The sequence below is a fragment of the Kitasatospora sp. NPDC048365 genome (genome assembly GCF_043200835.1).
In the GTDB taxonomy this organism is placed as follows: domain Bacteria; phylum Actinomycetota; class Actinomycetes; order Streptomycetales; family Streptomycetaceae; genus Kitasatospora; species Kitasatospora terrestris.
Window position 1 is genome coordinate 199,670 of the sequence record NZ_JBICYJ010000008.1, and the last position, 25,397, is coordinate 225,066.

19 protein-coding genes are annotated in these 25,397 nt (G+C 72.9%); 8 read left to right on the forward strand and 11 right to left on the reverse strand.

Features of this window, described 5'->3' with window-relative positions; all coding sequences use genetic code 11:
* The first annotated feature begins 22 nt into the window (after window positions 1-22).
* Complete coding sequence (locus tag ACGFX4_RS11025; protein WP_393071876.1) at window positions 23-2,839, forward strand: glycoside hydrolase family 2 protein; 2,817 nt, start codon at window positions 23-25, stop codon at window positions 2,837-2,839.
* Window positions 2,840-3,012: 173 nt separating this feature from the next.
* Window positions 3,013-3,321: a hypothetical protein gene (locus ACGFX4_RS11030; RefSeq protein ID WP_393071878.1), complete on the forward strand. Its 309-nt coding sequence runs from the start codon at window positions 3,013-3,015 to the stop codon at window positions 3,319-3,321.
* Window positions 3,322-3,496: 175 nt separating this feature from the next.
* On the opposite strand, the gene ACGFX4_RS11035 is transcribed toward ACGFX4_RS11030, so the two are convergent.
* The 6 genes from ACGFX4_RS11035 to ACGFX4_RS11060 form a co-directional block, all read right to left on the reverse strand.
* A complete protein-coding gene (locus tag ACGFX4_RS11035) occupies window positions 3,497-4,990 on the reverse strand; it encodes a twin-arginine translocation signal domain-containing protein (RefSeq protein ID WP_393071880.1) in 1,494 nt (497 codons plus the stop codon).
* Between the two features lie 47 nt (window positions 4,991-5,037).
* Complete coding sequence (locus ACGFX4_RS11040; protein WP_393071882.1) at window positions 5,038-6,213, reverse strand: mandelate racemase/muconate lactonizing enzyme family protein; 1,176 nt, start codon at window positions 6,211-6,213, stop codon at window positions 5,038-5,040.
* A gap of 33 nt (window positions 6,214-6,246) precedes the next feature.
* The gene (locus tag ACGFX4_RS11045) at window positions 6,247-7,557 is read right to left on the reverse strand and encodes an MFS transporter (RefSeq protein ID WP_393071884.1); all 1,311 of its coding nucleotides are present in this window, start codon (window positions 7,555-7,557) and stop codon (window positions 6,247-6,249) included.
* A gap of 62 nt (window positions 7,558-7,619) precedes the next feature.
* Window positions 7,620-8,726 (reverse strand): SMP-30/gluconolactonase/LRE family protein, encoded by a 1,107-nt coding sequence (locus ACGFX4_RS11050; RefSeq protein WP_393071886.1) that lies wholly within the window; start codon window positions 8,724-8,726, stop codon window positions 7,620-7,622.
* Window positions 8,723-9,658 carry a sugar kinase gene (locus tag ACGFX4_RS11055; RefSeq protein WP_393071888.1) on the reverse strand — a complete coding sequence of 312 codons (936 nt, stop codon included), beginning with the start codon at window positions 9,656-9,658 and terminating at the stop codon, window positions 8,723-8,725. Before ACGFX4_RS11055 ends, ACGFX4_RS11050 begins: the two co-directional genes overlap by 4 nt.
* Entirely contained in the window at window positions 9,655-10,290 is a 636-nt protein-coding gene (locus ACGFX4_RS11060) for a bifunctional 4-hydroxy-2-oxoglutarate aldolase/2-dehydro-3-deoxy-phosphogluconate aldolase (RefSeq protein ID WP_393071890.1), read from the reverse strand. Before ACGFX4_RS11060 ends, ACGFX4_RS11055 begins: the two co-directional genes overlap by 4 nt.
* Before the next feature lie 83 nt (window positions 10,291-10,373).
* Between ACGFX4_RS11060 and ACGFX4_RS11065 the strand changes: the two genes are divergently transcribed.
* Window positions 10,374-11,147 (forward strand): SDR family NAD(P)-dependent oxidoreductase, encoded by a 774-nt coding sequence (locus ACGFX4_RS11065; protein WP_393071892.1) that lies wholly within the window; start codon window positions 10,374-10,376, stop codon window positions 11,145-11,147.
* Window positions 11,148-11,194: 47 nt separating this feature from the next.
* Here ACGFX4_RS11065 and ACGFX4_RS11070 read toward each other — a convergent pair whose 3' ends face one another.
* Both ACGFX4_RS11070 and ACGFX4_RS11075 read right to left on the reverse strand, forming a co-directional pair.
* On the reverse strand, window positions 11,195-11,863 hold the full coding sequence (locus tag ACGFX4_RS11070) for a GntR family transcriptional regulator (RefSeq protein ID WP_393071894.1): 669 nt from the start codon (window positions 11,861-11,863) through the stop codon (window positions 11,195-11,197).
* Window positions 11,864-11,961: 98 nt separating this feature from the next.
* Window positions 11,962-13,752, reverse strand: a complete 1,791-nt coding sequence (locus ACGFX4_RS11075) for a S8 family serine peptidase (RefSeq protein WP_393071896.1) — start codon at window positions 13,750-13,752, stop codon at window positions 11,962-11,964.
* A gap of 190 nt (window positions 13,753-13,942) precedes the next feature.
* Here ACGFX4_RS11075 and ACGFX4_RS11080 point away from each other — a divergent pair, with 190 nt between their 5' ends.
* On the forward strand, window positions 13,943-14,899 hold the full coding sequence (locus ACGFX4_RS11080) for a helix-turn-helix domain-containing protein (RefSeq protein ID WP_393071898.1): 957 nt from the start codon (window positions 13,943-13,945) through the stop codon (window positions 14,897-14,899).
* An 86-nt stretch (window positions 14,900-14,985) separates the two neighbouring features.
* Here the strand turns inward: ACGFX4_RS11080 and ACGFX4_RS11085 are convergent, their stop codons facing one another.
* Window positions 14,986-16,776 carry a S8 family serine peptidase gene (locus tag ACGFX4_RS11085; RefSeq protein ID WP_393071900.1) on the reverse strand — a complete coding sequence of 597 codons (1,791 nt, stop codon included), beginning with the start codon at window positions 16,774-16,776 and terminating at the stop codon, window positions 14,986-14,988.
* A gap of 264 nt (window positions 16,777-17,040) precedes the next feature.
* On the opposite strand from ACGFX4_RS11085, the gene ACGFX4_RS11090 reads away from it, so the two are divergent.
* Window positions 17,041-19,398 carry an immune inhibitor A domain-containing protein gene (locus tag ACGFX4_RS11090; RefSeq protein WP_393071983.1) on the forward strand — a complete coding sequence of 786 codons (2,358 nt, stop codon included), beginning with the start codon at window positions 17,041-17,043 and terminating at the stop codon, window positions 19,396-19,398.
* Window positions 19,399-19,417: 19 nt separating this feature from the next.
* Here the strand turns inward: ACGFX4_RS11090 and ACGFX4_RS11095 are convergent, their stop codons facing one another.
* Window positions 19,418-19,891, reverse strand: a complete 474-nt coding sequence (locus ACGFX4_RS11095; protein WP_393071902.1) for an Lrp/AsnC family transcriptional regulator — start codon at window positions 19,889-19,891, stop codon at window positions 19,418-19,420.
* Window positions 19,892-20,008: 117 nt separating this feature from the next.
* Here ACGFX4_RS11095 and ACGFX4_RS11100 point away from each other — a divergent pair, with 117 nt between their 5' ends.
* The gene (locus ACGFX4_RS11100) at window positions 20,009-21,157 is read left to right on the forward strand and encodes an asparaginase (RefSeq protein WP_393071904.1); all 1,149 of its coding nucleotides are present in this window, start codon (window positions 20,009-20,011) and stop codon (window positions 21,155-21,157) included.
* Window positions 21,154-22,599 (forward strand): aspartate ammonia-lyase, encoded by a 1,446-nt coding sequence (locus tag ACGFX4_RS11105; RefSeq protein ID WP_393071906.1) that lies wholly within the window; start codon window positions 21,154-21,156, stop codon window positions 22,597-22,599. The genes ACGFX4_RS11100 and ACGFX4_RS11105 overlap by 4 nt, the downstream gene beginning before the upstream one ends.
* A gap of 66 nt (window positions 22,600-22,665) precedes the next feature.
* Here ACGFX4_RS11105 and ACGFX4_RS11110 read toward each other — a convergent pair whose 3' ends face one another.
* Window positions 22,666-23,661 (reverse strand): helix-turn-helix domain-containing protein, encoded by a 996-nt coding sequence (locus ACGFX4_RS11110; RefSeq protein WP_393071908.1) that lies wholly within the window; start codon window positions 23,659-23,661, stop codon window positions 22,666-22,668.
* A gap of 223 nt (window positions 23,662-23,884) precedes the next feature.
* Here ACGFX4_RS11110 and ACGFX4_RS11115 point away from each other — a divergent pair, with 223 nt between their 5' ends.
* Window positions 23,885-25,384: a hypothetical protein gene (locus tag ACGFX4_RS11115; protein WP_393071910.1), complete on the forward strand. Its 1,500-nt coding sequence runs from the start codon at window positions 23,885-23,887 to the stop codon at window positions 25,382-25,384.
* Window positions 25,385-25,397: the final 13 nt, after the last annotated feature.

Consider the following 25,397-nt stretch of genomic DNA (forward strand, 5'->3'; position numbering starts at 1 on the left):
CACCCTCAGAGGACCGATCCCCATGCCGCTGCGCCGTCTCCTGCCACCGTGCCTCACCGTCGGTGCCGTCCTGGCCGCCCTCCTGGGCGTCCCCCATACCGCCACCGCCGCGCCCGCGGTGTCCTTCGTCAGCCCCGCCGCGGGCACCCTCACCGGCACCGTCGACATCGAGGTCGACGCCCCGCCGACCACCACCGCCGTCCGCTTCTCCATGGACGGCACCGCCTTCGCCGAAGTCACCGACCGGTACGCGAAGTCGCAGAAGGCGGAGCCGATCTGGCGTACCGCCACCGACGCCGCGTGGTTCCCGCCCGGCACCCACACCCTGCTCGCCGAGGCAGTGACGCCGACCGGGACGGTCACCGCCACCAGGTCCGTCACCACCGTGCGCCCCGCCGACCCGGCCGGGGTGACCACGCTGAACGGCTCCTGGCGGTTCGCCGTGGACAGCGAGCTGAGCAGCGGCGCGCTCGACGGAACGGCGCCGCCCGCCGTGCAGCCGGGCTTCGACGAGTCCCCCACCACCGCGGTCCTGGTGCCCGCCACCTACGGCACCGTCCGCGACAGGTGGAACAGCGAGACCGGGCACCGCGCGCTCTACCGCAAGCAGGTCGACCTGGGCACCAAGGGCACCCAGCGGGTCCAGTTCGTCTTCGACGCCTGCTACTTCAGCTGCGACTACTACCTGAACGGCAGCAAGGTCGGCTCGTCCAGGGCCGGCATGCTCCCCCAGCGCGTCGACGCCACCTCGGCGGCCCACGACGGCGCCAACACGCTCGCGGTGGTCGTCGACAACCGGCAGGCGACCATCGCCGCCTTCACCACCACCGCGCTGTACTGGCAGTACGGCGGCCTGCTGCGGGGCGTCCGGCTGGAGCGCACGGAGGCCGCCGCGATCACCGGCGTGACCGCCGAGGGCGACCCGGCCGACGGGAAGCTGACGATCCGCGCGCAGGGCACCAACGCGGGGACCTCATCCGCGACGGTGACGGTCGGCCTGCAGCTACAGGCGCCCGGGTCGTCGTCCGTGCTGTCCGACACCACGGCCTCGCTGACCGTCCCGGCAGGCGGCGGCGACACCGCGCCGGTGACGCTGACCGTGCCCTCGCCGCAGCTGTGGAGCCCCGCCGATCCCAAGCTCTACACCCTCGTGGTCACCCCGTCCGCCGGCCGGGGTCAACCCGCCACCCTGCACCCCGCGTTCCGCACGGTGGCGGTCTCCGGCGGCGACGTGACGCTCAACGGCCAGGTGCTCTCCGGACTCCGCGGTTTCAACCGGCACAGCGACTATCCGGGTCTCGGCCGCACCGAGCCGGACGGCCTGGCGGTCCGTGAGCTGCGCGAGTTCTACGACAAGGGGTTCCGCATCATGCGCCCCGGCCACTACGCACCCTCCCCCGCGCTGCTGGACGAGGCCGACCGGCTCGGCATGCTGGTCGTCGACGAGATCCCGGTCCAGCAGATGACCGGCACGGCGCTCGCCACCGCCTCCGTCCAGGCCTTCGCCAAGGACCAGCTCAAGCGCATGATCGACCGCGACCGCGGCCACCCGGGCGTCATCGTCTGGTCGGTCGGCAACGAGAACAACACCACCAACGACAGCGGCGCCGCCTACGTCAAGGCCATGACCGACTACGGCCGCTCGCTCGACCCGAGACGCCTCTACACCGAGGCCAACAACAAGTTCACCAGCAGCAAGGCCTACGGCTACGAGGACATCGTCCTGCCGAACATCTACTACGGCTGGTACGGCTCGCACGACGCCTCCGAAATCGCCGCCGGGCTCGACGCCGTCCAGCAGACCGCCGGCGGCAAGCCCCTGCTGGTCAGCGAGTACGGCGCCGAGGCCGTCCGGGGCCGCGACGGGTACGTCCGCGGCACCGAGTTCTACCAGGCGTCCGTGATCGACGAGTACAACCGACTGGCCGGCAACCGGCCGCACACGCTCGGCATGATGGTCTGGTCGGCCGCCGACTTCCTCGTCTCGACCAGTTGGACCGGCAGCAACCCCGAACCCGCCCCGCCCTACAACGCCAAAGGCATCCGGACCTGGTTCCGGGAGCCGAAGCTCGCCTGGAAGGTGATCTTCTCGCCGGTCCGGATCCGCGCCCTCGCCCCGCTCTCCGTCCCGGCCGCCCAGCAGACCTCCGTCACCGTGCCGGTCACCGTCGACGACGTCTCCGGGCGCGGCGCCTCCGGCACGCTCCAGGTCACGCCGCCGTCCGGCTTCACCACCGGCCAGTCGCAGCCGTTCACCGTCTCCCCCGGCGGCAGCACGGAACTTCGGGTCACCCTCGACGGACGGATGCTCGCCGACGGCACCCCGGCGGCCCCCGGGCTGGTCCGGGCCGTGATCGACGCCGACACCGAGGCGATGCCCCGCCCACTGAACCTCACCCCGGGCGGCGCCGTGTTCGCCCTGGACGCCGGCACCGACACCGGCCCCGTCGCCCCCGGCTACCGAGCACTCAAGCCCTCGACGGCGTACAGCTCCACCACCGGCTTCGGCTGGACCGGCGGCGCCCCGCAGTCCCGCGACCGGATCAGCCCGGACGCGCTCCGCGCCGACTTCGCCACCGACACGGTCAAGCGCACCCTCCGCGTGAACGTCCCCGCCGGGAACCACACCCTGTACGTCCTGGTCGGCGACAACCAGTACGCCGCCGACCCGCAGACCGTCGCGGTCGACGGCACCGCCGTGATCACCACCCAGCGCCTCGACACCGGCACCTTCCGCTGGTACGCCGCCCCGGTCACCGGCGGCGGCCCGGTCGACATCGCCTTCTCCCCCGGCGCCGCCGGTACGTACTGGAAGGCCTCGGCGATCGTGATCCAGTAATCAGCCCGGCGCCGGCCGGCCACCGGCCGGCGCCGGCTCACACCCGCGTGACGGCCGCCCCGGCGTCCAAGCTGCGGGCGGCCCGCAGCTTGGAACCAAGCGGCACGGACAACCGGTCTCGCGTCGAGCGCAGCTGCCGCACTCACCACGGCGGGGGTCTCGTCGAGGCCGACGTGGTCCACATCCGCCGTCTGCGGAGGCACCCACCCGGCCGGATCCAGCAGGGCGTCCTCGGTCTCGCCGGCATCGGAGCGGCCGCCGCAGCCCGTGTTCCGATCGAGGACCCCGCGCGGCAGCGGCACCCCGTCCATGCGGCGCGCACTGCACGTCCGACGGCCCACAGGCCCTGCGCCGACCGCGCCGTCCTCGACGGCGGCCTCGCCATGGCCTGGACGGCCATCGCCCTCGCCACCGGCGAGAGTCACCGGACGTCGTTGCTGGAGCGCCTGGCCCGCCGCCCGCCGGCGGCCGGTCAGGCCTGAACCGGCGGGGACAACGGCGCGGCCGGCCCCGGCGGTGCATCCGGGGCCGGCCTCGGCGGTCGCTGTCCCTCTTACAGCCGGGCCGCCGTTCCGCTCCCGGCCGTGCCGGCGGTACGCCGGACGAAGGCGACGGTCCCCTCGGGGCCGGGAGCGAAAGTGTGGGAGCGGGTGCCGCTCAGGGCGTGCGGACCCAGAACTCGATGGACAGCGGGGGCACGGTGAGGGTCAACGTGGGGCCCGACTTCGTGGGCAGGGTCAGGTTGTTGGTGGCGGGCCCGTAGCGGTGGCCCTGGAACGGGGCCGCGGTCTGGGTGTCCACGGTGTAGGTGAAGGCCGTCGTGGTGGACCGGTTGGTGAGGGCGAACACCTGCTTGCCCGAGGGGGTCTTCCAGGCCATGATCCGGTGCTCGGTGTACGGGCTCCCGTCGGTGTGGACCGGCTCCTCGACGTGGTGGCGCACCGAGTCCCACGGCATGTACTTCACGAAGCCGGCCACCGCGTTCCAGTTCTGCGGGTTGAAGTCCCAGTGGCCGACCGGGATGTTCGGGAAGTGGCTGAAGTCGGTGTCGGACGGCGGACGCCAGAAGCCGAGCGAGTACCCCGGCGACTCGGCGTTGGTGGTGGGCTTCAGGGCGTGCAGCCAGAACCAGGTGGGCGAGTTCTGGAAGGTCATCCAGTTCATGATGGACTGCGCGGTGTTGAGCGTGCGGACGTCCGACGTCTTGTTGTCCAGGTACTCGAACTCGTTGTTGAACACCGGCTTCCCCGCTGCGCCCGAGGTGTAGTCGGTGGTGATCTGCTCGTTGCTGTCCGTGCCGATCCGGTGGTAGGTCCACGCGTCGACGTAGGAGAGCGCCTGCGGGTCCGCCTTGATCGCCTGGCCGCGGTCACCGCTCCAGCCGTCCAGGCTGTTGGCGTGGATCATCACGTTGGGGTACTTGGCGCGGATCTTGGGGGCGACGGCCTTGAAGGCGGTCAGGTACTGGGTGGCGTCGTAGGTGCAGCCCGAGTAGTCCGGCGAGAACTTCGGCTCGTTCTGCAGGCCCCACATGGAGATCGGCACCCCGGCAGCGACCAGGTAGTCCAGGTCGCCGACCATCGCGTCGCCGAGGGCGTCGAGGTCCGCGGGGGCGAACGAGGCGAGGGTGCCCTTGATGTAGGAGTTGGTGGACTTCCAGCCGGGTGCCGGGGACCAGTACTCGGCGGCCACACCCTCGATCCCGGCCTGCTGGATCATGCCGGCCAGCAGCGCCGACTGCCCGGGGTAACGGTCGACGATGTGCTTGTTGGTGGCGTCCAGGCCCCGGTGGTAGAGGCCGAGGGCGAGCCGGCAGTACCGGAAGCCGCGGTCGGTGCGGCCGGCCTTGAGCATCTGCTGGTAGAAGCGGGTGCGCTCACTGTCCGTCAGGTCGTACGGGACGCCGCTGACGGTGTTCGGCAGGCCGTTGTTGCCGGAGCCGATCGAGTCCGACTGGATCTCGAAGCCGAGGCCGAGGATGGTCTGCCGGGCACCGTTGTCGTACCGGATGGTGTACGAGCCGGAGGTGATCTCCGCCGCGTGAGCGGGGGTGACGGAGAACAGCGGGGAGACCGCCGCTCCGGCGCCGGCGACGGCGGCGCCCCGGAGCACGGATCTGCGGCTGATCCGGCGCGGCTGGGGTTCGTGCATGGTCGTGCCTCCTGGGTGGGGTGGGGGTGAGGAGGTGCGGAGGTGGATCAGAACCGGGCGACGACGTAGCGGTCGACCATGTCCTCGTCGAGGTCGAAGCCGAGCCCGGGGCCGGTGGGGACGGTCAGCGCGCCGTCGGCGAAGACCGGCGGGTTGCGCAGGATCCGCTCGCGGATCGGGTTGGGCAGCCGGTTGTACTCGTAGGTGCGCAGGTTGGGGACGGCCGCGCAGAGCTGGAGCGCCGCGCAGAGGCTGACCCCGGAGCCGACGCCGTGGGGGGCGATGTCGACGTGGAAGGCGGAGGAGAGCGCGGACAGCCGCATCGCCTCGGTGATGCCGCCACAGCGGGCGACGTTCGGCATGAAGACGTCGATGGCGTGCTGGACCAGCGAGTCGCGCATGTCGAAGCGGGTGAAGTGGGTCTCGCCGTTGACGATCGTCAGGCCGGTGCGGCGGCGCAGCTCGGCGAGGTTGGCGAGGTCGTCGACCTGCAGCGGCTCCTCGTACCAGGAGATGCCGAGGTCCTGCAGGACGGCGGCGACCCGGGTGGCCTCGTCGAGGTCGTAGGCGCAGTTGACGTCGGTGAGGATCTCGATGTCCTCGCCGACCGCCTCGCGGACGGCGGTGAGGTGGGCGCGGTCGGTGCGCTCGCCGCGGCCGATCTTGACCTTGAGGGCCTTGAAGCCGTTCTCGACGAAGCCGAGGGCCTGCTCGGCGGAGTCGGCGGGGTCGGCGTGCAGAGCGACCGGGCTGGCGTAGCAGTCGATCTTCTCGCGGATCGGTCCGCCGAGCAGGCGGTGCACGGGCTGGCCGGCGAGCTTGCCGCGCAGGTCCCAGAGGGCGAGGTCGATGCCGGCCATGGCCTCCAGGTAGAAGCCGCGGTTGTGGCCGCCGGCGGCCTGGCCCTGGTAGAGGCGTTCCCAGATCGCGCCGGTGGCCAGCGCGTCCTGGCCGATCAGCAGCGGTGCGAGGACGGTGGCGACGACGGTGGCGGTGACCTGGGGGGCGGGCAGGCCGTAGGCCTCGCCGATGCCGACGGTGCCGTCCTCGGCGTGGACCTTGACCAGGGTGGCGTACTGGCCGCGGCGCGGCAGCACCAGGTGGCTGGAGGCGGGGTAGCGCAGCCAGTCCGGCACGTCCTCGGGCGAGTCGTACAGGTCGTCGAAGCTGGCCGACAGGGCCAGGGCCTCGATCTTGGCGATGCGGACGGGCTGGGTGCTCACGGGGCTGTCTCCTGGACGTGCGGACGGGGAGGGTCAGACGGTGGCGCGCGCGGTCTCGCGGCCGCTGAGCACCGCGAGGGCGGTGACCAGGCAGGCGGCCATGACGTACAGCGCGACGGGGGTGATCGAGCCGCTGCCGGCGACCAGGGCGGTGCCGATGAACGGGGCGGTGCCGCCGAACAGCGCGCCGCCGAACTCGCGGCCGACGCTGACCCCGCTGAACCGCACCCGGGCCTCGAACTGCTCGGCCACCAGGGCGGCCTGCGGGCCGAACACCATGTCCTTGCAGATCGGCAGGGCGATCACCATGGCGAGCAGGATCAGCGGGGCGCTGCGAGTCTCCAGCAGCTCGAAGAACGGGAAGACGTAGGCGACCGTGGCCAGCAGGCCGGCCCAGACCGTCACCCGGCGGCCGATCCGGTCGGAGAGCCAGCCCCAGAACGGGATGGCGACGATCTCGACCGCGGCTGCCAGGGCGATCGCCCACAGCATGGTGGATTTCGGGATGTGCAGGGTCCTGGTGGCGTAGGCCAGCGAGAAGGCCTGGATCAGGTAGCCCCAGACGAAGCCGGAGACCGTGATCCCCATGGTGCGCAGGACGGCCGCGGGCTGGGTGCGCAGGATGGTCAGCAGGGGGAATCGGACGGTCTGCCCGTGCTCCTCCAGCGCCTCGAAGACCGGCGTCTCGTCGATGCCGCGCCGCACCCACAGGCCGAACACCACCAGGGCGATGCTCAGCAGGAAGGGGATCCGCCAGCCCCAGGTGAGGAAGGCGTCGTCGGGCAGCAGCGAGACCAGGCCGAACACCGCACTCGCGAGGACGAACCCGGCGCCGGTGCCCATCGCGGGGACGGCGCCGAACAGGCCGCGCCGGCCGGCGGGTGCGTTCTCGACGGTCAGCAGGGTCGCGCCGGCGAACTCGCCGCCGACCGCGATGCCCTGGCAGATCCTCAGCACGATCAGCAGGACGGGCGCCCAGACGCCGACGGCGGCGTGCGTGGGCAGGACGCCGACCAGGGTGGTGGCGGCGCCCATCGCCAGCATGGTGACCAGCAGGACGTACTTGCGGCCGATCCGGTCGCCGAGGTGGCCGAACAGGATGCCGCCCACCGGCCGGGCGGCGAAGCCGACCGCGAAGGTGGCGAACGAGGCGAGGGTGCCGCCGGTGCCGGACGAGCCGAAGAAGAGCGGCCCGAAGACCAGCGCCGAGGCGAGGCCGTAGAGGTTGAAGTCGTACCACTCCATGACGGTGCCGACGGTGCTCGCCAGCATCGTCCGCCGGCCTGCGCCTCGGTGCGGCTCGGTGCTCATGTCGCTCTCTGCGGGCGGTACTGCGGTACTCATCATGATCACTCCACCCGGTGGGAACGGCGGGATGGGGTAATCGTATGCGATATACGAAATATTCACCAGGGGGTGGTGCCACTCTCTTTCCCGCGGTCCCGGCCGTCGGCCCACGCGGCCGCCGGACGTGCCGACACACCACTCGGGCGCGCCAGCACGGCGCCCGCCAGTGCGTCCGGGCGCTCCAGCCGGTGCCGGGCGGTGGTCACGAACATCAGGCCGCCGCCGAACGCCACGCTGCTCGGATGCGCCGTGGGCACCGCCGGCTCGTCGAGCACCCGCCCGTCCGGGGCGTAGCGGCGGACCCGGCCGCCGCCCCACAGCGCCACCCACAGGCACCCGTCGTCGTCCACGGCCATCCCGTCGGGCCGGCCGTCCGCCCCGGTGACGGCGGCGAACCGGCGGCCGGGCCCGAGCGCGCCCGAGTCCGGCTCGACCGGGTACGCGGCCACCAGCCCGCGGGCGCTGTCGGCGAGGTAGAGCGTGCGCCCGTCCGGCGAGAAGGCCGGGCCGTTCGGCACGGTCAGCCCGGTCAGGACGCGCACGACGGCCCCGTCCGGGTCCAGCCGCCACAGCGAGCCGGCGGCCCGCGCGGCGCCGGTGTCCATGCTGGTGGCCCAGAACCGCCCGGCGGGGTCGCACACCGCGTCGTTCATCCGCATCGCCGTCGCCGCCCCGCCCTCCGGCCGCGCCAGCCAGCGCACCCGCCCACGGGCCGGCTCCGTGGCGCCGCCGGGATCCGCCCCTCGGGCGACAGGGTCCCGCCCGCCCGAGGGCGGCACAGCGCCCTGTTCGACCGTCCCGCGACCGGCCCGGATCGCCGCCGACCACACGCCGCCCGGCTCCGTGGCCCGCCGACGGGTCGGGGCCGGCAGGGGCCCGGGCGGGGAGTCCCCGGTGCCACCGGCGAGCAGGGCCATTCCTGTGCCCGCTGCGGCGATCCACTCCCCCGGTCGGCCGCGGACCGGTGCGACGGCGCCGAGCGGGAGTCCGAGCGAGGCCTCGCGACGGGCCTCCCCCGGCCGGTCGCCCGGGCAGCTGTAGAGGTCGCCGTCGAGCAGGTCGACGAAGACCAGCCGCCCGTCGACCCAGCGGGCGCCCTCGGCGAGCCGGTACCGGCCGGGCGTCCACTCCTGCCAGCCGGTGGAACTCGTCCCGGCGGAGCTCATCGCAGGGTGCTCCCCGGTACGGCGTCCAGCAGGCCGAGTTCGGCGCGGGTCGGCAGGCCCTCCCAGTCGCCGGCGGCGGCCACCGCGAACGCCCCGGTGGTGACCGCGCGGGCGAGCCGGCCGGCCGCCGGCTCGCCGTCCAGGAGTCCGGAGAGGTAGCCCGCGACGAAGGCGTCCCCGGCTCCGACGGTGTCGCGGACCGGCACCCGCACGGCGGGCAGGTCGACCGTGCCGTCCGGGGTGTGCACCGAGGCGCCGTCCGCGCCGCGCTTGACCACGACCTCCGCGACGCCGAGGTCGAGCAGGGCCTCGATCCGTTCGGCCTCGCCGCGCGCTCCGGCGGGGGCGGCGAGGTCGAGTTCGTCCTCGGAGGCGATCAGCAGGTCGGTGTCCTCGACGAGCGGCCGCAGGACCGCCGCCGCCTCGTCCCTGCTCCACAGCCGGGAGCGGTGGTTGACGTCGAGCGAGACGGTGGCCCCGGCCTGGGCCGCGGCCTCGACGGCCTGCTGCGGACCGGGACCGAGCGCCGCGGTGACACCGGTGAGGTGGACGATCCGGGCGCCCTCGGCGAGGGCGGCGCCCAGGTGTTCGGGGGTGAGCCGGGAGCCGGCCGAGCCGCGGCGGTAGTAGGCGACCCGGACCAGGTCCGCCACCCGGGGTTCGAAGACCACCAGCCCGGTGGGGCCGGCGGGTTCCACCGCCGTATGGGTGGTGTCCACACCCTCGGCCCGCAGGGTGCGCAGGACCAGCCGGCCGAACTCGTCGTCGCCGACCAGGCCGACCCAGCGGGCGCGGTGGCCGAGCCGGGCGAGTCCGATGGCCACGTTGGACTCGGCGCCGGCGGTGGTCAGCCGCAGGGCGCCGCCGAGGATCAGCGGGCCTTCGGCACGGAAGGCGGCCATCGTCTCGCCGACGGTCAGGACGTCGATCATCGCGACTCCCCGGCGAGTGCGCGGAAGGCGGCGATCCGCTCGCGCAGCCCCTCCCGGTCGGGGGCACTGGCGGCCCGGCCGATCAGCGGGCCTCCGACGCCGACGGCCAGTGCCCCGGCGGCGAGGTAGTCGCGCGCGGCGGCCGCATCCACGCCGCCGACCGGGACGAACGCGACCTCCGGGAAGGGGTCGCGCAGCGCCCGCAGGTGGGCGGGGCCGCCGAGTCCGGCGGGGAAGAGCTTGACCGCGGTGGCGCCCTCCACCAGGGCGGCGGCCACCTCGGTCGGGGTCATCGCTCCGGCCAGCACCGGGAGGCCGAGCGCGCGGGCCTCGCCGACCGCGTCCGTCACTCCGGGGGTGACGGCGAAGACCGCTCCGGCGGAGGCGGCCCGCCGGGCGTCGGCGGTGGTCAGTACGGTGCCGGCGCCGAGGGCGGCGTGCGGGCCGAGGACGGTCGCGGCGCGTTCGATCACGCCGAGCGCGTCGGCGGTGGTGAGCGACACCTCGACCAGGTCGATGCCGGATCCGACCAGGGTGAGCACCGTGTCGAGGGCGGCGTCGGGGTCGCTTCCGCGCACGATGGCGAGCAGCCTGCGGTCGGCGAGCCGGGTGAGCAGGTCGGTGGGTTCCATGGGAGCCTCCGAGGTCCACGGACAGTATTTGGAATATCGTATACCTTTCTCGTCAGCATCCCAGCTCATGGAAGGCACGACCGATGACACGCACCGCAGTGATCACCGGGGCCTCGGGCGGCATCGGCCGCGCGGTGGCCGCCCGGCTGGCCGCCGACGGCTACCGGATCGCCGGACTCGACCTCGTCGACCCCGCCATGCCCGAGGTCGCCCACTACCCCGCCGACGTCACCGACGCCGGCCAGGTGGCCGCCGCCGTGGAGCGGGCCGCCGCCGACCACGGACGGCTCGACGCCCTGGTGACCTGCGCGGGCATCACCGAGGGCAGCCCCCTGCACGAGACCTCCGAGGCGGACTGGCACCGGGTCATGGACACCAACCTGACCTCGGTCTTCCTGTCCGTCCGCGCGGTCCTCCCGCACCTGCTGCGGGCCGGCGCGGGCGCGGTGGTGACGGTCGGTTCAGTGCTGCACCGCACGGCGGCGCCCGGACTGCCCGCGTACGCCGCCGCCAAGGGCGCGATCGCCGCGCTCGGCCGGCAGCTCACGGTGGACTACGGGCACCGGGGGATCTCGTTCGTCACCGTCTCCCCGGGCTGGGTCCGCACCCCCGCCACCGAGTCGCGCCTCGCCCCCGGCGAGCGGCTGGAGCGCCTGCGGGAGAGCAACCCGATGCGACACCTGGTCACCGCGGAGGAGATCGCCGCGGCGGTCGCCTTCGCGCTCTCGCCCGCCGCGGCCGCGCTCAGCGGCTCCGAACTGGTCCTGGACGCCGGGGCGTCGACGGTCAGCCCGGCCAGCCTGCTGCGCGACGGCCACCGGCGGCGGATGGGGCTGCCGCCCCTCGACGCGGACTGACCGGGAACGCCGGAGGGGACCGGCTCGGCCGGTCCCCTCCGCGCGGATCACTCTCCTTCGCCGACCTCGTGGGTGGCCTGGGCCTCGACGTGGTGCTTGGCGGCGCGCTCCGCGTCCTGCGGGTCGCGGTCACGCAGGGCGGCCACGATCGCGTCGTGCTCCTCCACCACCGCGCGCCAGTTCTGGCTGTCGACCGGCGCGGTCACCCGGAAGCGGCGGATGGTCAGCAGCAGTTGCTCGGTGAGCTCGCCGAGGATCCGGTAGCCGGCCGCCTCGGCGAGCACCCGGTGGAAGCGGGAGTTCAGCTCCGGCAGGGCCGCGACCCGGCCGGCCGCGAGCTCGGCCCTCATCTCGGCCTGGACCGCGTCCAGTTGCTCCAGCTGCGGGTCGGTGACCCGCTCGGCGGCGAGCTGCGCGACCAGGCCCTCGATCGCGGCGCGGGCCAGGAAGACGCCGCGCATCTCGGTGACGTCCACCTCGGCGACGGAGACCCCGGAGTGCACCCGGGAGACGACCAGGCCGTCGGCCTCCAGCCGCTTGACCGCCTCCCGGATCGGGATCTTGCTCACGCCGAAGTTGCGGGCCAGCTCGTCCATGTTGAGCCGCTCGCCGGGCAGCAGATCACCGTTGGCGATGGCCTCGTGGAGGCTGTCGTAGACGAGGTCGGCCTTGCTCTTCACTACGGGCAGTCGCTCCGCCCACGCCTTCTGTGCCATCCGTCCATCGTATGCGATATCCCTTCGGACGTCACGAGGCCGCCCCCGGTCCCGTCGAGCGGTCGGGACCGGGGGCGGCGGTGGCGCGGAAAGCGGGGTCAGGAGGTGGAGCAGAAGGTGATGTACGTCTGCTTCACACAGCTGACGGTCGTGGTGGCCGTGCCGGTGGCGCCCTTGCCGTCGGTCACGGTCAGCCGGGCGGTGTAGGTGGCCGTGCGGTCCGGGTAGGTGTGGCTCGGCTTGAGCTCGGTGGCGGCCGCGCTGCCGTCACCGAAGTCCCAGCGGTACGAGGCGATGGCGCCGTCCGGGTCGTAGGCGTTCGTGGCGTCGAACCCGCACCAGGCGGCGGCGGTGCAGAAGCCGGTGAACGAGGCGACCGGCTTCTCGTTGGCCGCCGGGTCGGTGGCCCGCACGTACACGGTGTTGCCACTGGTGCGGCCGCTGCTGTCGGTGACCGTCACCCGGGCCGGGTAGACACCGTACGAGGCGTAGGTGTGGACGGGCTTGGCGCCGGTGCCGGTGGTGCCGTCGCCGAAGTTCCAGCTGTAGCTGAGGCCGGTGCCGCTGGACAGCGAGGCGTCCAGGGTGCAGGACTTGCCGGTGTTGTCACAGCTCGCGACGGCGGTGGCGTCGGGTCCGGCAGTGCCACCGGCCGGGAAGAGCGCCGGGTCGTGCAGGTCGAGCAGCGGCTCCTTCACGCCGTCACCGGAGTTGTCGGTCCAGTTGGAGTTTCCGGCCGCCACCAGCCTGTCGCGGACGGCGAGGACACCGGCCCGGTCGTGCGGGCGGTTGCCGCCACGGGTCAGCCACGCCGCCGCGCCCGCGACGTGCGGAGCGGCCTGCGAGGTGCCGGAGTAGTTGGACCAGCCGCCGTTCTTGAACGCCGACTGGATGCAGTCGCCGGGCGCCGCGATGTCCACGCCGCGGCCGAAGTTGCTGAAGTTGGAGAGGGAGTCGTCCTTGTTGGTGTTGTTCTTGTTGCACCAGGCGAAGTTGCCCAGACCGCCGGCCTTGCCGTCGGCGTCGCTGACCGAGGAGACGGTGATCGCGTCCGGCACGTTCGCGGGGCTCTGGTTGGAGACGTCGCGGTGGTCGTTGCCGGCCGAGACGACGATCACGATGCCCTTGGCGATCGCCCGGTTCACGGCGTCGACGACGGCCTGTTCGGTGCCGTCGAAGCCGATGCTGATGTTGGCGACCTCGATCTCGTCGGCGTGCGCGGTCACCCAGTCGATGCCGTTGACGATCTCCTCGGTGGTGCCGGAGCCCTCGCTGTTGAGCGTCTTGACGGACCAGAGCCGGGCGCCGGGGGCGACGCCGACGTAGCCGATGCCGTTGTCCAGGCCGCCGATGATGCCGCCGACGTTGCTGCCGTGGCCGTTGTCGTCGTACCCCGCGTTCTCGACGCAGGAGGTGACGCCCACGCAGTTGACCCGGCGGACCACGTTCAGGTCCGGGTGGTAGTAGTCGGTGCCGCTGTCGATCACCGCGACGTCGACGTCGACCCGCTGGTCCAGGCCGTCGCCGACCTTCAGGCCCGTATTACCGGCGGCGAAGGTCCGGCTGGTCCCGTTGGGGGTGGTCTGGGCGTCGGCGTGGCCCGTGGCCGAGGCCTCGACGTACTTGACCGCCGGGTTCGCCCGCAGCTGCGCCACCGCCGAGGGCGTCAGCTTCGCCGAGAAACCGGTCAGCGCCGACCGGTACACCGAGCCCAACCGCAGGCCCTTCACACCGTGCGCGACCGCCGTGGGGTCGACCTGCGCACCGTCCTTCAACACGACGACGTAGCCGGATTCCGACTCCGCCGGTGCAGCCGTGGCGGCAGGCGCCGCCCCGACTCCGGTGACCGCCGCCAGCACCACGCCGGCGAGTATCGCGGTCCGCTTCATGCTTCCTCCTCGTGGGGGTTCGGGAAGTTGCCGAGAAGGCTAGAAGCGGAACACCCAAGCTGAACCTGCGGTTTACCGCCCCTGACGGGAAACCGACAACCGCGGGGTCGGCACCTGACGCCCCGTGCGGACCGCGGTCTACGATGCGGCGGCGCACCTCGCCGCCCGACCACCGTGAAGGAGCTGGACCATGCTGGAGGCCCTCGGCGTCCCCGAGCCCGAGGAGGAGCTGTACCGCGTCCTGCTGGGTCGGCCCGGGCGCTCGCTCGCCGAACTCGCCGAGGCCACCGGCGCCGAGCCGACCCGGCTGCGGCGGCTGCTGCGCGGCCTGGAGTCCCGCGGCATGGTGACCCGTACCCCGACCCGGCCGGTCCGCTTCCGGCCCGCCCCGCCGGACGCGGCCCTGGAGGTCCTGGCGCTGAGCCTGCACCAGCAGGTCGAGCAGGCCCGGCTGGCCGCCGGGGAGCTGACCGCGCTGTGGCGCGCCGCCGTCGCCGACCGAGACTCCCCGGTGGAGGTGGTGCAGGGCGCCGAGGCCAACCTGCGTTGCCTGCTGCGCGCCCAGCTCGACGCGGTCGAGGAGGTCCTGATCCTCGACCGCCCGCCGTACGTCGCCGAGGCCGGCACCCGTGAGCAGGCCGAGGTCCAACTGGAGCTGATGGCGCGAGGGGTGGGCTACCGCACGGTGTACGACCGGGCCGCCCTGGAGGAGCCCGACCAGCCCGCCACCGCCCGCCGGCTCGGCCGCAGCGGCGAGCGGGCCCGGGTGGTGGACGGGCTGCCGATGAAACTGGTGGTCGTCGACCGGCGGACCGCGCTGGTGCCCTTCGTCCTCGGCGAGGAGCCGCAGACCGTGGTGCTGCGCGACTCGCCGCTGCTGGCCGGGCTGCTGGCGCTCTTCGAGGCGCAGTGGGAGGCGGGTGCACCCCTGTGGTCGGCCGGGCCGCCGTCCGACGGCCTGAGCGAGGAGGACCTGCAACTGCTCGGCTTCGCCGCCGCCGGGTACACCGACGAGCTGATCGCCGGGAAGCTGGGCGTCAACAAGCGGACGGTGGAGCGGCGGATGCGCCGGCTGATGGACTCCCTCGGCGCCCGGACCCGCTTCCAGGCGGGCCTGCAGGCCGGCCTGCGCGGCCACCTCGGCTGAACGGTCCCTGTCGGCGGACGCGAAGAACCCCCGCCCGGCTCAGGGGGAGGTCGAGCCGGGCGGGGGTGTTGGGGACGTACCGGTCGTCAGCCGGCCGAGCAGAGCATGTAGTAGGGGTACTTGGTGCAGGTGACGGACAGCGAGCCGCTGCCGGTGCCGCCCTGGTTGTCGGTGACAGTGACGGTCGCGGTGTACTTGCCGGAGACGGTGTTGGGGAAGGTGTGGCTCACCTGGGCGCCGGTGCCGGTGGTGCCGTCACCGAAGTTCCAGCTGTACGAGGCGACGGTGCCGTCCGGGTCGAAGGACTTGGAGGCGTCCAGCGAGCAGTTGCCGTTGACCGTGCAGAAGCCGCTCAGCGAGGCCACCGGCCTGTCGTTGTGGCCGGGCTCCAGCAGGCGGAAGGTGACCCGGTTGCCGCTGGTGCGGCCGCTGCTGTCGGTGACGGTCAGCACCGGGGTGTAGGTGCCGTAGGCGGCGTAGGTGTGGGTCGGGGTGGCGCCGGTGCCGGTGGTGCCGTCGCCGAAGTCCCAGCGGTAGCTGAGGCCGGTACCGCTGGACAGCGAGGCGTCGAAGCCGCAGGCCCGGGTGGCGCTGTCGCAGGAGCGGACGAAGGTGGCGTCGGGGCCGCCGGCGCCGCCGGCCGGGAAGACCGCCGGGTCGTGCAGGTCCAGCAGCGGCTCCTTCACGCCGTCACCGGAGGTGTCGGTCCAGTTGGAGTTTCCGGCCGCCACCAGCCTGTCCCGGACGGCGAGCACCCCGGCCCGGTCGTGCGGGCGGTTGCCGCCCCGGGTCAGCCACGCGGCGGCTCCGGCGACGTGCGGGGCGGCCTGCGAGGTGCCGGAGTAGTTGGAGTAGCCGCCGTTGTCGTACGCGGAGCGGATGCAGTCGCCGGGGGCCGCGATGTCCACGCCCCGGCCGAAGTTGCTGTAGTTGGAGAGGGTGTCGTCCTTGTTGGTGTTGTTCTTGTTGCACCAGGCGAAGTCGCCGAGCCCGCCCGCCTTGCCGTCGCCGTCACTGACGGAGGAGACGGTGATCGCGTCCGGCACGTTCGCCGGGGTCTGGCCCGCCACGTCCTTGTGGCTGTTGCCCGCCGAGACGACCACCACGATGCCCTTGGCGATGGCGCGGTTGACCGCGTCCTTCACGGCCTGGACGTCGCCGTCGAAACCGAGCGACAGGTTGGCCACCTCGATCTCGTCGGCGTGCGCGGTCACCCAGTCGATGCCGTTGACGATCTCCTCGGTGGAGCCGCTGCCGTTCTTGTCCAGCACCTTGACCGACCACAGCCGCGCCCCGGGGGCGACGCCGACGTAGCCGATGCCGTTGTCCAGCTCGCCGATGATGCCGCCGACGTTGCTGCCGTGGCCGTCGTCGTCGATGCCCGCGTTGTCGTAACAGGACGTCACACCCGAGCAGTTGACGCGGTGGACCACGTTCAGGTCCGGGTGGTTCTGGTCGGTGCCGGTGTCGATCACCGCCACGTCCACGTCGACCCGCTGGTCGAGGCCGTCGCCGACCTTCAGGCCCGCGTTGGCCGGGGCGAAGATCCGGCTCACCCCGTTCGGGGTGGCCTGGGCGTCGGCGTGCGCGGTGGCCGAGGCCTCGACGTACTTCACCGCGGGGTCGGCCCGCAGCTGCGCCACCGCCGACGGCGTCAGCTTCGCCGAGAAACCGGTCAGCGCCGACCGGTACACCGAGCCCAACCGCAGGCCCTTCACACCGTGCGCAACCGCCGTGGGGTCGACCTGCGCACCGTCCTTCAACACGACGACGTAGCCGGATTCCGACTCCGCCGGTGCAGCCGTGGCGGCAGGCGCCGCCCCGACTCCGGTGACCGCCGCCAGCACCACGCCGGCGAGTATCGCGGTCCGCTTCATGCTTCCTCCTCGTGGGGGTTCGGGAAGTTGCCGAGAAGGCTAGAAGCGGAACACCCAAGCTGAACCTGCGGTTTACCGCCCCTGACGGGAAACCGACAGCCGGGTGACGGCGGGCCGGGACGCGGCCTGACGGGTTGCCGACAGTGGCGGGAAGCACCGCCCCGCGGGCCTCGTCCCGGGCCCGGCGCCCGCCGTAGCGTCGCTGTCCCCGGCGTCTGCCGTCCCCCGGCACGCCGACAGGAGAGGAACACCGTCGCGTTGAAGATATCCACCAGGGTCGCCGCCGTGACCGCGATCGCGGTCGCCGCCGCCTGCGGGGCCTGCCTGCTGCCCGCGGCCGCGCAGGCCGCCCCCACCGCCCCCGCCGATCGTGCCGCCGCCGACCCGGCCGACCGCACCGCCGCGGCCGGCGCCGAGCACAACCTGCCCGGACCGCTGACCGGCCGCGTCGAGGCCGAACAGAAGGCCGCCACCGAGCAGTTGATGGCCGGCACCGCCGTCGTCGAGCAGCACGGCGCCGGCAGCAGCGTCCGGCTCGGCCCGGAGAAGTACGTGGAGCTCGCCCGCGAGCGCACCGACCGGATCTTCACGGTGCTGGTGGAGTTCGGCGACCGGGTCGACACCGCCACCAGGCTGCCCGACGGCAGCGTCAAGTACGGCGGCGCGCCCGGCCCGGCGCACAACGCGATCGCCCGGCCGGACCGCAGCAAGGACAACTCCACCGCCTGGCAGGCCGATTACAATCAGCGGCACTACCAGGACCTGTACTTCTCGACCACCGGCGACTCGCTGCGCACCTACTACGAGAAGCAGTCCTCCGGCCGCTACTCGGTGGACGGCCAGGTCACCGACTGGGTGAAGGTGCCGTGGAACGAGGCCCGGTACGGTGCCGACTTCTGCGGCGACATCCAGTGCGGCAACGGCCAGGACCTGGTCCGCGACGGCCTCGACGCCTGGGTCGCCGACCAGAAGGCCAAGGGCCGCACCGCCGAGCAGATCCGCGCCGACCTCGCGCAGTTCGACCGCTGGGACCGCTACGACTTCGACGGGGCCGGCGACTTCGACGAGCCGGACGGCTACCTCGACCACTTCCAGATCGTGCACGCGGGCGAGGACCAGTCGGCCGGCGGCGGCGTCCAGGGCACCGACGCGCTCTGGGCGCACCGCGGCTACGTGTACGGCTCGGCGGCCGGCAAGACCGGCCCGGAGGGCAACAGGCTGGGCGGCACCCCGGTCGGCGACACCGGCCTGTGGGTCGGCGACTACACCATGCAGCCGGAGAACGGCGGACTGGGCGTCTTCGCCCACGAGTTCGGCCACGACCTCGGCCTGCCGGACCTGTACGACACCTCCGGCCAGGGCATCGACAACTCGGTCGGCTACTGGTCGCTGATGTCGTCCGGCTCCTGGCTCGGCGAGGGCAGGGACGAGATCGGCGACAAGCCGGCCGACCTCGACGTCTGGTCGAAGCTGCAACTGGGCTGGCTGACCTACGACCGGGCGAGCGCCGGGAAGGTCTCGGTGCACCGCACCGGCCCGGTCGAGTACAACACCAAGCTGCCGCAGGCGGTGGTGGTCGAGCTGCCGAAGAAGACCGTCACCACCGACATCAACACCCCGTACGCGGGCGGCAACGAGTGGTGGAGCGGCAGTGCCGACGGCCTCAACGTCTCGCTCTCCCGCGAGGTCGACCTGACCGGCGCGAAGAGCGCCGTGCTGACCGCCAAGGGCTGGTACGAGCTGGAGAAGGACTTCGACTACGGCTACGCCGAGGTGTCCGCCGACGGCGGCGCCACCTGGGCCGTCCTGACCGGGACCTTCGACGGCGTGCCGATCCCCGCCAACGACAGCGGGACGCCCGCCCTGACCGGCGACTCGGCCGGACGCTGGGGCGACCTGGCGTACCCGCTGGACGCGTACGCCGGGCAGAAGGTGCGGGTCCGGTTCCGGGTCACCACCGACGGCAGCGTCCACCTCAAGGGCCTGGCCCTGGACGACCTGGCGGTCACCGCCGACGGCCGCACCCTGTTCACCGACGGGGCCGAGTCCGACGACAACGGCTGGACCGCCAAGGGCTTCAGCCGCACCACCGGGCACTTCACCAAGGACTACGCCCAGTACTACCTGGTGGAGAACCGCCAGTACGTGTCCTACGACCGGATGCTGGCGACCGGCCCGTACTACTTCTCCTCCACGGTGCGCCCGCTGTGGGTGGAGCACTACCGCAACCAGAACGGCCTGCTGATCTGGCTCTGGGACACCTCCCAGGCCGACAACAACGTGGCGAACCACCCCGGGCAGGGCCTGGTGCTGCCGGTGGACGCCCATCCCGCGCCGCTGCGCTGGACCGGCGGCACCGCGATGCGCCCGCGCCTGCAGGGCTACGACTCGACCTTCGGATTCGAGGCCACCGACGGGCTGAGCCTGCACCGGGCGGATGTGCTCACCACGCTTCCGGGCGAGCCCGGCGTGCCGGTCTTCGACGACCACAACGCCGCCTACTGGGATCCGGCGATCCCATTCAGCAGCGTCAAGGTGCCGGACACCGGCACCCGGATCGAGCTGCTCTGGAACAGCACCGACACGCTGGAGTCGATCGTCATGGTCCGCCCCGCCCGATGAACCGCCCCGGCCGCGCGGCTCACTCGGAGCGGCGCGGCCGGCGGCCCACCGGCAGGCCGGACGACTCCTTGATCCGCTTCATGATGATCTGGGAGTTGACCTCGGTCACCCCGGACAGCGAGGTGAGCCGCTCGATCCACAGGCGCTCGTACGCCTGCAGGTCCGCGACCGCGATCCGCAGCAGGCAGCCGGGGCTGCCGAAGAGCCGGTACGCCTCGATCACGTCCGGGATGTCCTGGAGCGCCGCCTCGAACGCCTCCACCACCTCGCGCTCGCGGCGCACCTCGATCGACACCAGCACCTCGAACCCCCGGCCGACCGCCTCCGGGTCGACGATCGCCCGGTAGCCGACGATCACGCCGTCCTGCTCCAACTGCCGGACCCGGCGCATGCAGGGGGAGGCCGTCAACCCCACCCGCTGGGCCAGTTCCTGGTTGCTCAGCCGGCCGTCCGCCTGGAGCTCGCGCAAGATGTGCAGATCGATCTCGTCCATGGCGCGATATTCCACCACACCCGCACCGACGAGCAGAGATTTTCGCGATCGCGTTGCGCACCGATCCCCATAATCTTGCGCCGCCCCCTCCTCCGAACGCGAACGGAGCGCCCCACCGTGACCCAGGTCAGCCTCATCACCACCGGCGGCACCATCGCCAGCAGCCGGCACGGCGCCGGCTGGGCCGCCGACACGCCCGGCGGCTCGGTGCTGGCGGGTACGCCCGTCCCGTCCGGCGTGCACGTCCGGGTGGTCGACCTGCTCACCCTCAACAGCGCCCGGCTGACCACGACGCACCAGCTCGCCCTGCTGCGCGCCGTCCAGTGCGAGCTGGCCCGCCCCGAGGTGGCGGGCGTCGTGGTCAGCCACGGCACCGACACCCTGGAGGAGTCGGCCTTCCTGGTCGACCTGCACCACGCCGACCACCGGCCGGTCGTCTTCACCGGCGCCCAACTGCCCTTCGACGCCGAGGACGGCGACGGCCCGGGGAACCTGCGCGACGCGCTGCTGGCCGCCGCCACCCTCACCGAGGTCGGCACCGTCGTGGTGTTCGACGGCCGGATCCATCCCGCCCGGGGCACCGTGAAGAGCCACACCCTCGACCTCGACGCCTTCGCCTCCCCCACCGGCCCGATCGGCGAGGTCGGCTACGCCCGGGTCGCGCTGACCCGCCGCCCGGCCCGGCCGGACGCCCTGCCGCTGCCCCGCGAACCCCGCACCCCGCCCCGGGTCGACGTCGTCACCCACCACTGCGACGCCGACCCGGTGCTGTTCCGAGCCGCCCTCGCGGCCGGGGCGGAGGGCGTCGTGCTGGTCGCCACCGGGGCCGGGAACGCCACTCCCGACTTCGTCCGGGCCGTGGCCGAGGCCACCGCGCGAGGCGTGCTGGTGGCGCTCACCACCCGGGTGGCGGGCGGTCCGGTCGCCGAGCTGTACACCCACGGCGGGGCGGTCGACCTGGTCGCCGCCGGTGCTGTGCCCACGGGTGTGCTGCGCGCCGGGCAGGCCCGGATCGCCGTCCTGTCCGCGCTGCTCGCCACCCCCGACACCGAGCAGCGACGCGCCTACCTGCGCCACGTCCTGGCCCTGCCCGAGCCCGCCGACGACCCGACCGGCGACGAACCGACCGGCGACGACCCGACCGGCGACGACCCGACCGGCGACGACCCGACCGGCGACGACCCGACCGGCGAGGACGGGACCGCGAACTCCGGACCCGACCGCGGCTGCGCCGCCGCACCCACCGAGATGGAGCCCGCCCGATGACCACCCGGCCGAACGCCGCCCCCGCTACCGCCACCACCCGCACCGAGCACGACCTGCTGGGCGACCGAGAGGTCCCCTCCGACGCCTACTACGGTGTGCACACCCTGCGGGCGGTGGAGAACTTCCCGATCACCGGGACGTCGCTGGCCGCCCACCCGGAGCTGGTGGTGGCGCTGGCCACCGTCAAGGAGGCCGCGGCACGGGCCAACCGCGACCTCGGCCTGCTGGACGACGAGCGTGCCGGGGCGATCGTCATGGCCTGCGCGGAGATCCGCGCGGGCGCCCTGCACGAGCAGTTCGTGGTGGACGTGGTGCAGGGCGGGGCCGGCACCTCCAGCAACATGAACGCCAACGAGGTGATCGCCAACCGGGCCCTGGAGCTGCTGGGCCACCCGCGCGGCGCGTACCGGCACCTGCATCCGCTGGAGGACGTCAACGCCGGGCAGAGCACCAACGACGTCTACCCGACCGCCGTGAAGCTCGCCCTCGACGCCGCGGCCCAGGAGTTGCTGGCCGCCATGGCGGTGCTGCGGGACGCCTTCGCGGCCAAGGCGGAGGAGTTCTCTGACGTCCTGAAGATCGGCCGCACCCAGCTGCAGGACGCGGTGCCGATGACCCTCGGGCAGGAGTTCGCCACCTACGCGGTGATGCTGGAGGAGGACCGGCGGCGGCTCTCGGAGGCGTGCGCGCTGATCCACGAGGTGAACCTCGGCGGCACCGCGATCGGCACCGGCCTCAACGCTCACCCGGACTACCCGCGGGCGGCCTGCGCCCACCTGCGCCGCCTCACCGGCCGCCCGGTGGAGCTGGCCGCCGACCTGGTGGAGGCCACCCAGGACGCCGGCGCCTTCGTCCAGCTGTCGGGCGTGCTCAAGCGGACCGCGGTCAAGCTCTCCAAGGTCTGCAACGACCTGCGGCTGCTCTCCTCCGGCCCGAGGGCCGGCCTCGGAGAGATCAACCTGCCCGCCGTGCAGGCCGGTTCGAGCATCATGCCGGGCAAGGTCAACCCGGTGGTCCCGGAGGTGGTCAACCAGATCGCCTACGAGGTGATCGGCAACGACCTGACCGTGACCATGGCCGCCGAGGCCGGGCAGCTGCAGCTGAACGCCTTCGAACCGCTCATCGCGCACAGCCTGCTGAAGAGCATCACCCACCTGCGGGCCGGCTGCCTGACCCTGGCCGAGCGCTGCGTGGCGGGCATCACCGCCAACCGCGAGCACCTGGCGGCCCAGGTGGCGCAGTCGATCGGGCTGGCGACCGCGCTCAACCCTCACCTGGGGTACGAGCGGGCCACCGCGATCGCGCAGCAGGCGCTCGCCGGCCGCCGCGGGGTGGCCGAACTGGTCCTGGAGCAGGGCCTGATGCCGGCCGAGCTGCTCGCCGAACTGCTCACCCCGCAGCGGCTGACGGGCCGCGGGCCCGCGTCGCGCACCCGGTCCTGACCCGAGGTCAGGGCCCCTCGATCGGCGCCGGTCCGCCCTGACCCGGCGCCCGACGGCCCGGCGGGATCAGCCCAACAGCCCCCGCCGGGCCGCCTGCAGTCCCGCCTGGAAGCGGGTCTGCGCGCCGAGCGACTCCATCAGCCGGCGCATCCGCCGTTCCACCGTCCGCTTGCTCATCCCGGTACGCCGGGCGATCGCCGCGTCGGTGTAGCCGGCCGCCGCGTACCCCAGCAGCCGCTCGCCGGTGGCGTCGGCCCCGGCAGCGGCCGTCCCGACGACCACGGCACCCACACCCGCACCGGCCCCGGCGCCGCGCGCCGTCCACAACGGGGTGGCGCGCTCCCACAGGCACTCGAACATCGCGCCGAGCCCGGTCAGCAGCGGCGACTCCTGGAGCACCAGGGTCTGCCGGGACTCCAGCGGCCCGGACGGCACCAGTCCGGCGGCGCCGTCGACGATCAGCATCTTCAGCGGCACCCCGTCCAGGACCCGCGCCTGCTCGCCGTGTTGCGAGAGCTGCCAGGCACGCTCGATCTGGCCCGGCCCGGCCAACGACTGCTTGTCGTAGACGGTGCGGTAGCGCACGCCCCGGGCCATCGCCTCCAGCTGGGCGTCCAGCTGGGGCAGCACCCCCTCCTCCACGTACGGCGGCCGGTCGAAGGTCAGCACCTCGGCGCGGGCCGCCAGTTGGGTCTGCAGGAAGCGCCGGACCCCGGCCTCCCGACCGTGCACCACCTGGACGGGCGCTTCGCGGGCCTGCACCGCGCCCTGCCAGAGCCGCGACAGCTCGGCGGAGGCGGCGCGGGCCTGCTCGATCTCCTGGTGGCGCCGGCGGGCCAGCACCCCGACCGCGAGCTCCGGCGAGGCGGACCGGAAGGACACCGGCCGGGTGGCGACCCGGACGACCAGCCCGCAGTTCTCCAGCACCCGCAGGCGGCGGCGCACCGTCAGGGCCTCCCGGCCGGTGGCCTCGGCGAGTTCGGCCAGCGTCGGCGCGGACCGCCCGAGGACCTCGCGGTAGAGCTGTTCGTCGCTCTCGGAGATCCCGAAGGGTGCCAGCATGCTCGTTCCTCCGTCCGTGCTGTCGACACCCGGTTCACGGTCCCGACGTCCAGGCAGGCTAAGCGCCCCACCGGGGTGGCGGACAGACGGAATCCCGACTCTGCCGGTATTCCGACAGCCCTCGGGATGCGGGAGATCGGTCCGTCCAAACCCTCGCGCGAAACATCGTATATCGCATACTCTGACGCCCTCTCCATCCCTTCCCCCACCCAGGGAGACCCCCATGTCCCACGCCGGACAGCACCCCCTCGGCCGCAGGTCCCTGCTCCGCGGCGCCGCGATCGGCGCCGCCGCACTGGCCACCGGCCCGCTGATCGGCCGGTCTCCGGCCCGCGCCGTTGGGCTCGACTCGGCGAGCTACACCATCCGGTACGACAACGGCGCCCGGCAGACCATCCTCGGCCTCGGCTTCGAGATCCAGTCCGACTCGATCAACTCCGGCAACAACGGCATGCCGACCGAAGTGAGCGGCGTCCCGTTCGACCTGACCCCGAGCGAGCGCACCCGCTTCTACCAGCAGATCCTCAAGGCCAACCGCTCCGACCGCGGCTTCCGCTACTGCCGGCTCGCCCTCGGCCTCTACCACCGAGGCCTGGACCCGACCAACAAGCACATCATCGACCGCTACGAGGGCCAGACCGCCCTGCTCGCCGAGATGATCCAGCAGGCCGGCATCGAGGGCGTGGCCGCCGAGTACTGGTCGCCCGCGCCCGGCTGGAAGTCCAACAGCTCCTACATCAAGGGCACCCTGGCCTCCTTCGACCCCGCCTTCCTCGACCAGGTCGGCGATGCCATGGTGCAGGACCTCGACTACCTGGCCGCCCGTGGCGTCCCGATCTCGATGTGGGGCCTGCAGAACGAGCCGGACGCACTGCCCGCGTACTCCTCCTGCTTCTACGAGCCCGCCGACTACCTGGCGGCGTTCAAGGCAGTGACACCGAAGATCAAGGCCAAGTACCCGAACGTCCTGATCCACGCGGACAGCCGCGGCGGCTGGAGCGGCGACCGCGGCAAGCTCGTCGCGGCCGACCCGCAGGCGCTCTCCTACGTCGACGCCTGGACCTACCACCGGGTCGGCACCTACGCCGACGAGCAGATCAGCGGCGACTACACCTCGGGCGCGGCCGGGAAGCCGGTGTTCAACAACGAGTTCGAGTACCTGCACCCGACCAGCTCGTTCAACCGGACGATCAACACCGCGCACTCGATCATGAACTGGATGGTCTTCCAGAACGCGCCCACCTGGTTCTGGCTGCACGCCCTGAAGCCGACCACCAACTCCGAGTCCAAGGGCTACTCGCTCGGCTTCTGGCGCCCGCCGTCCGACACCGACTTCAGCTCCGGTCACTACCCGAGCATCCAGACCGGGCACTGGGACTTCAACCCGGAGAACTGGAACGCGGTCGCCGGCTTCGTCCAGTACATGCCGTGGGACTCGGTCCGCCACCACGTCGAGGAGCCCGTCCACAGCGACGGCACGCCGTACAACGACCATCGGATCATGGCCTGGAAGACTCCCTCGGGCAAGCAGGTCTTCGCCGTCACCAACCGCTCGTCCAGCGCCCCGTTCACCTACACGGTGGACACCCAGACCGCGTCCGCCTTCGAGGGCCACCGCTTCGGGCCGACCACCAACAACCAGACCCTCAGCCGGCGGACCGGACCGGTGATCACCGTGACCGTCCCGCCGCTGTCGATCGAGTTCTGGGTCCGCACCCCCTGACCCGCGCCCGACC

Bases quoted from the DNA above. Each gene is read 5' to 3' on its own strand.
- ACGFX4_RS11025 (WP_393071876.1), top strand. From the start codon at position 23: ATGCCGCTGCGCCGTCTCCTGCCACCGTGCCTCACCGTCGGTGCCGTC.
- ACGFX4_RS11035 (WP_393071880.1), bottom strand. From the start codon at position 4,990: ATGCACGAACCCCAGCCGCGCCGGATCAGCCGCAGATCCGTGCTCCGG.
- ACGFX4_RS11045 (WP_393071884.1), bottom strand. From the start codon at position 7,557: ATGAGTACCGCAGTACCGCCCGCAGAGAGCGACATGAGCACCGAGCCG.
- ACGFX4_RS11050 (WP_393071886.1), bottom strand. From the start codon at position 8,726: ATGAGCTCCGCCGGGACGAGTTCCACCGGCTGGCAGGAGTGGACGCCC.
- ACGFX4_RS11055 (WP_393071888.1), bottom strand. From the start codon at position 9,658: ATGATCGACGTCCTGACCGTCGGCGAGACGATGGCCGCCTTCCGTGCC.
- ACGFX4_RS11060 (WP_393071890.1), bottom strand. From the start codon at position 10,290: ATGGAACCCACCGACCTGCTCACCCGGCTCGCCGACCGCAGGCTGCTC.
- ACGFX4_RS11065 (WP_393071892.1), top strand. From the start codon at position 10,374: ATGACACGCACCGCAGTGATCACCGGGGCCTCGGGCGGCATCGGCCGC.
- ACGFX4_RS11070 (WP_393071894.1), bottom strand. From the start codon at position 11,863: ATGGCACAGAAGGCGTGGGCGGAGCGACTGCCCGTAGTGAAGAGCAAG.
- ACGFX4_RS11075 (WP_393071896.1), bottom strand. From the start codon at position 13,752: ATGAAGCGGACCGCGATACTCGCCGGCGTGGTGCTGGCGGCGGTCACC.
- ACGFX4_RS11080 (WP_393071898.1), top strand. From the start codon at position 13,943: ATGCTGGAGGCCCTCGGCGTCCCCGAGCCCGAGGAGGAGCTGTACCGC.
- ACGFX4_RS11085 (WP_393071900.1), bottom strand. From the start codon at position 16,776: ATGAAGCGGACCGCGATACTCGCCGGCGTGGTGCTGGCGGCGGTCACC.
- ACGFX4_RS11095 (WP_393071902.1), bottom strand. From the start codon at position 19,891: ATGGACGAGATCGATCTGCACATCTTGCGCGAGCTCCAGGCGGACGGC.
- ACGFX4_RS11105 (WP_393071906.1), top strand. From the start codon at position 21,154: ATGACCACCCGGCCGAACGCCGCCCCCGCTACCGCCACCACCCGCACC.
- ACGFX4_RS11110 (WP_393071908.1), bottom strand. From the start codon at position 23,661: ATGCTGGCACCCTTCGGGATCTCCGAGAGCGACGAACAGCTCTACCGC.
- ACGFX4_RS11115 (WP_393071910.1), top strand. From the start codon at position 23,885: ATGTCCCACGCCGGACAGCACCCCCTCGGCCGCAGGTCCCTGCTCCGC.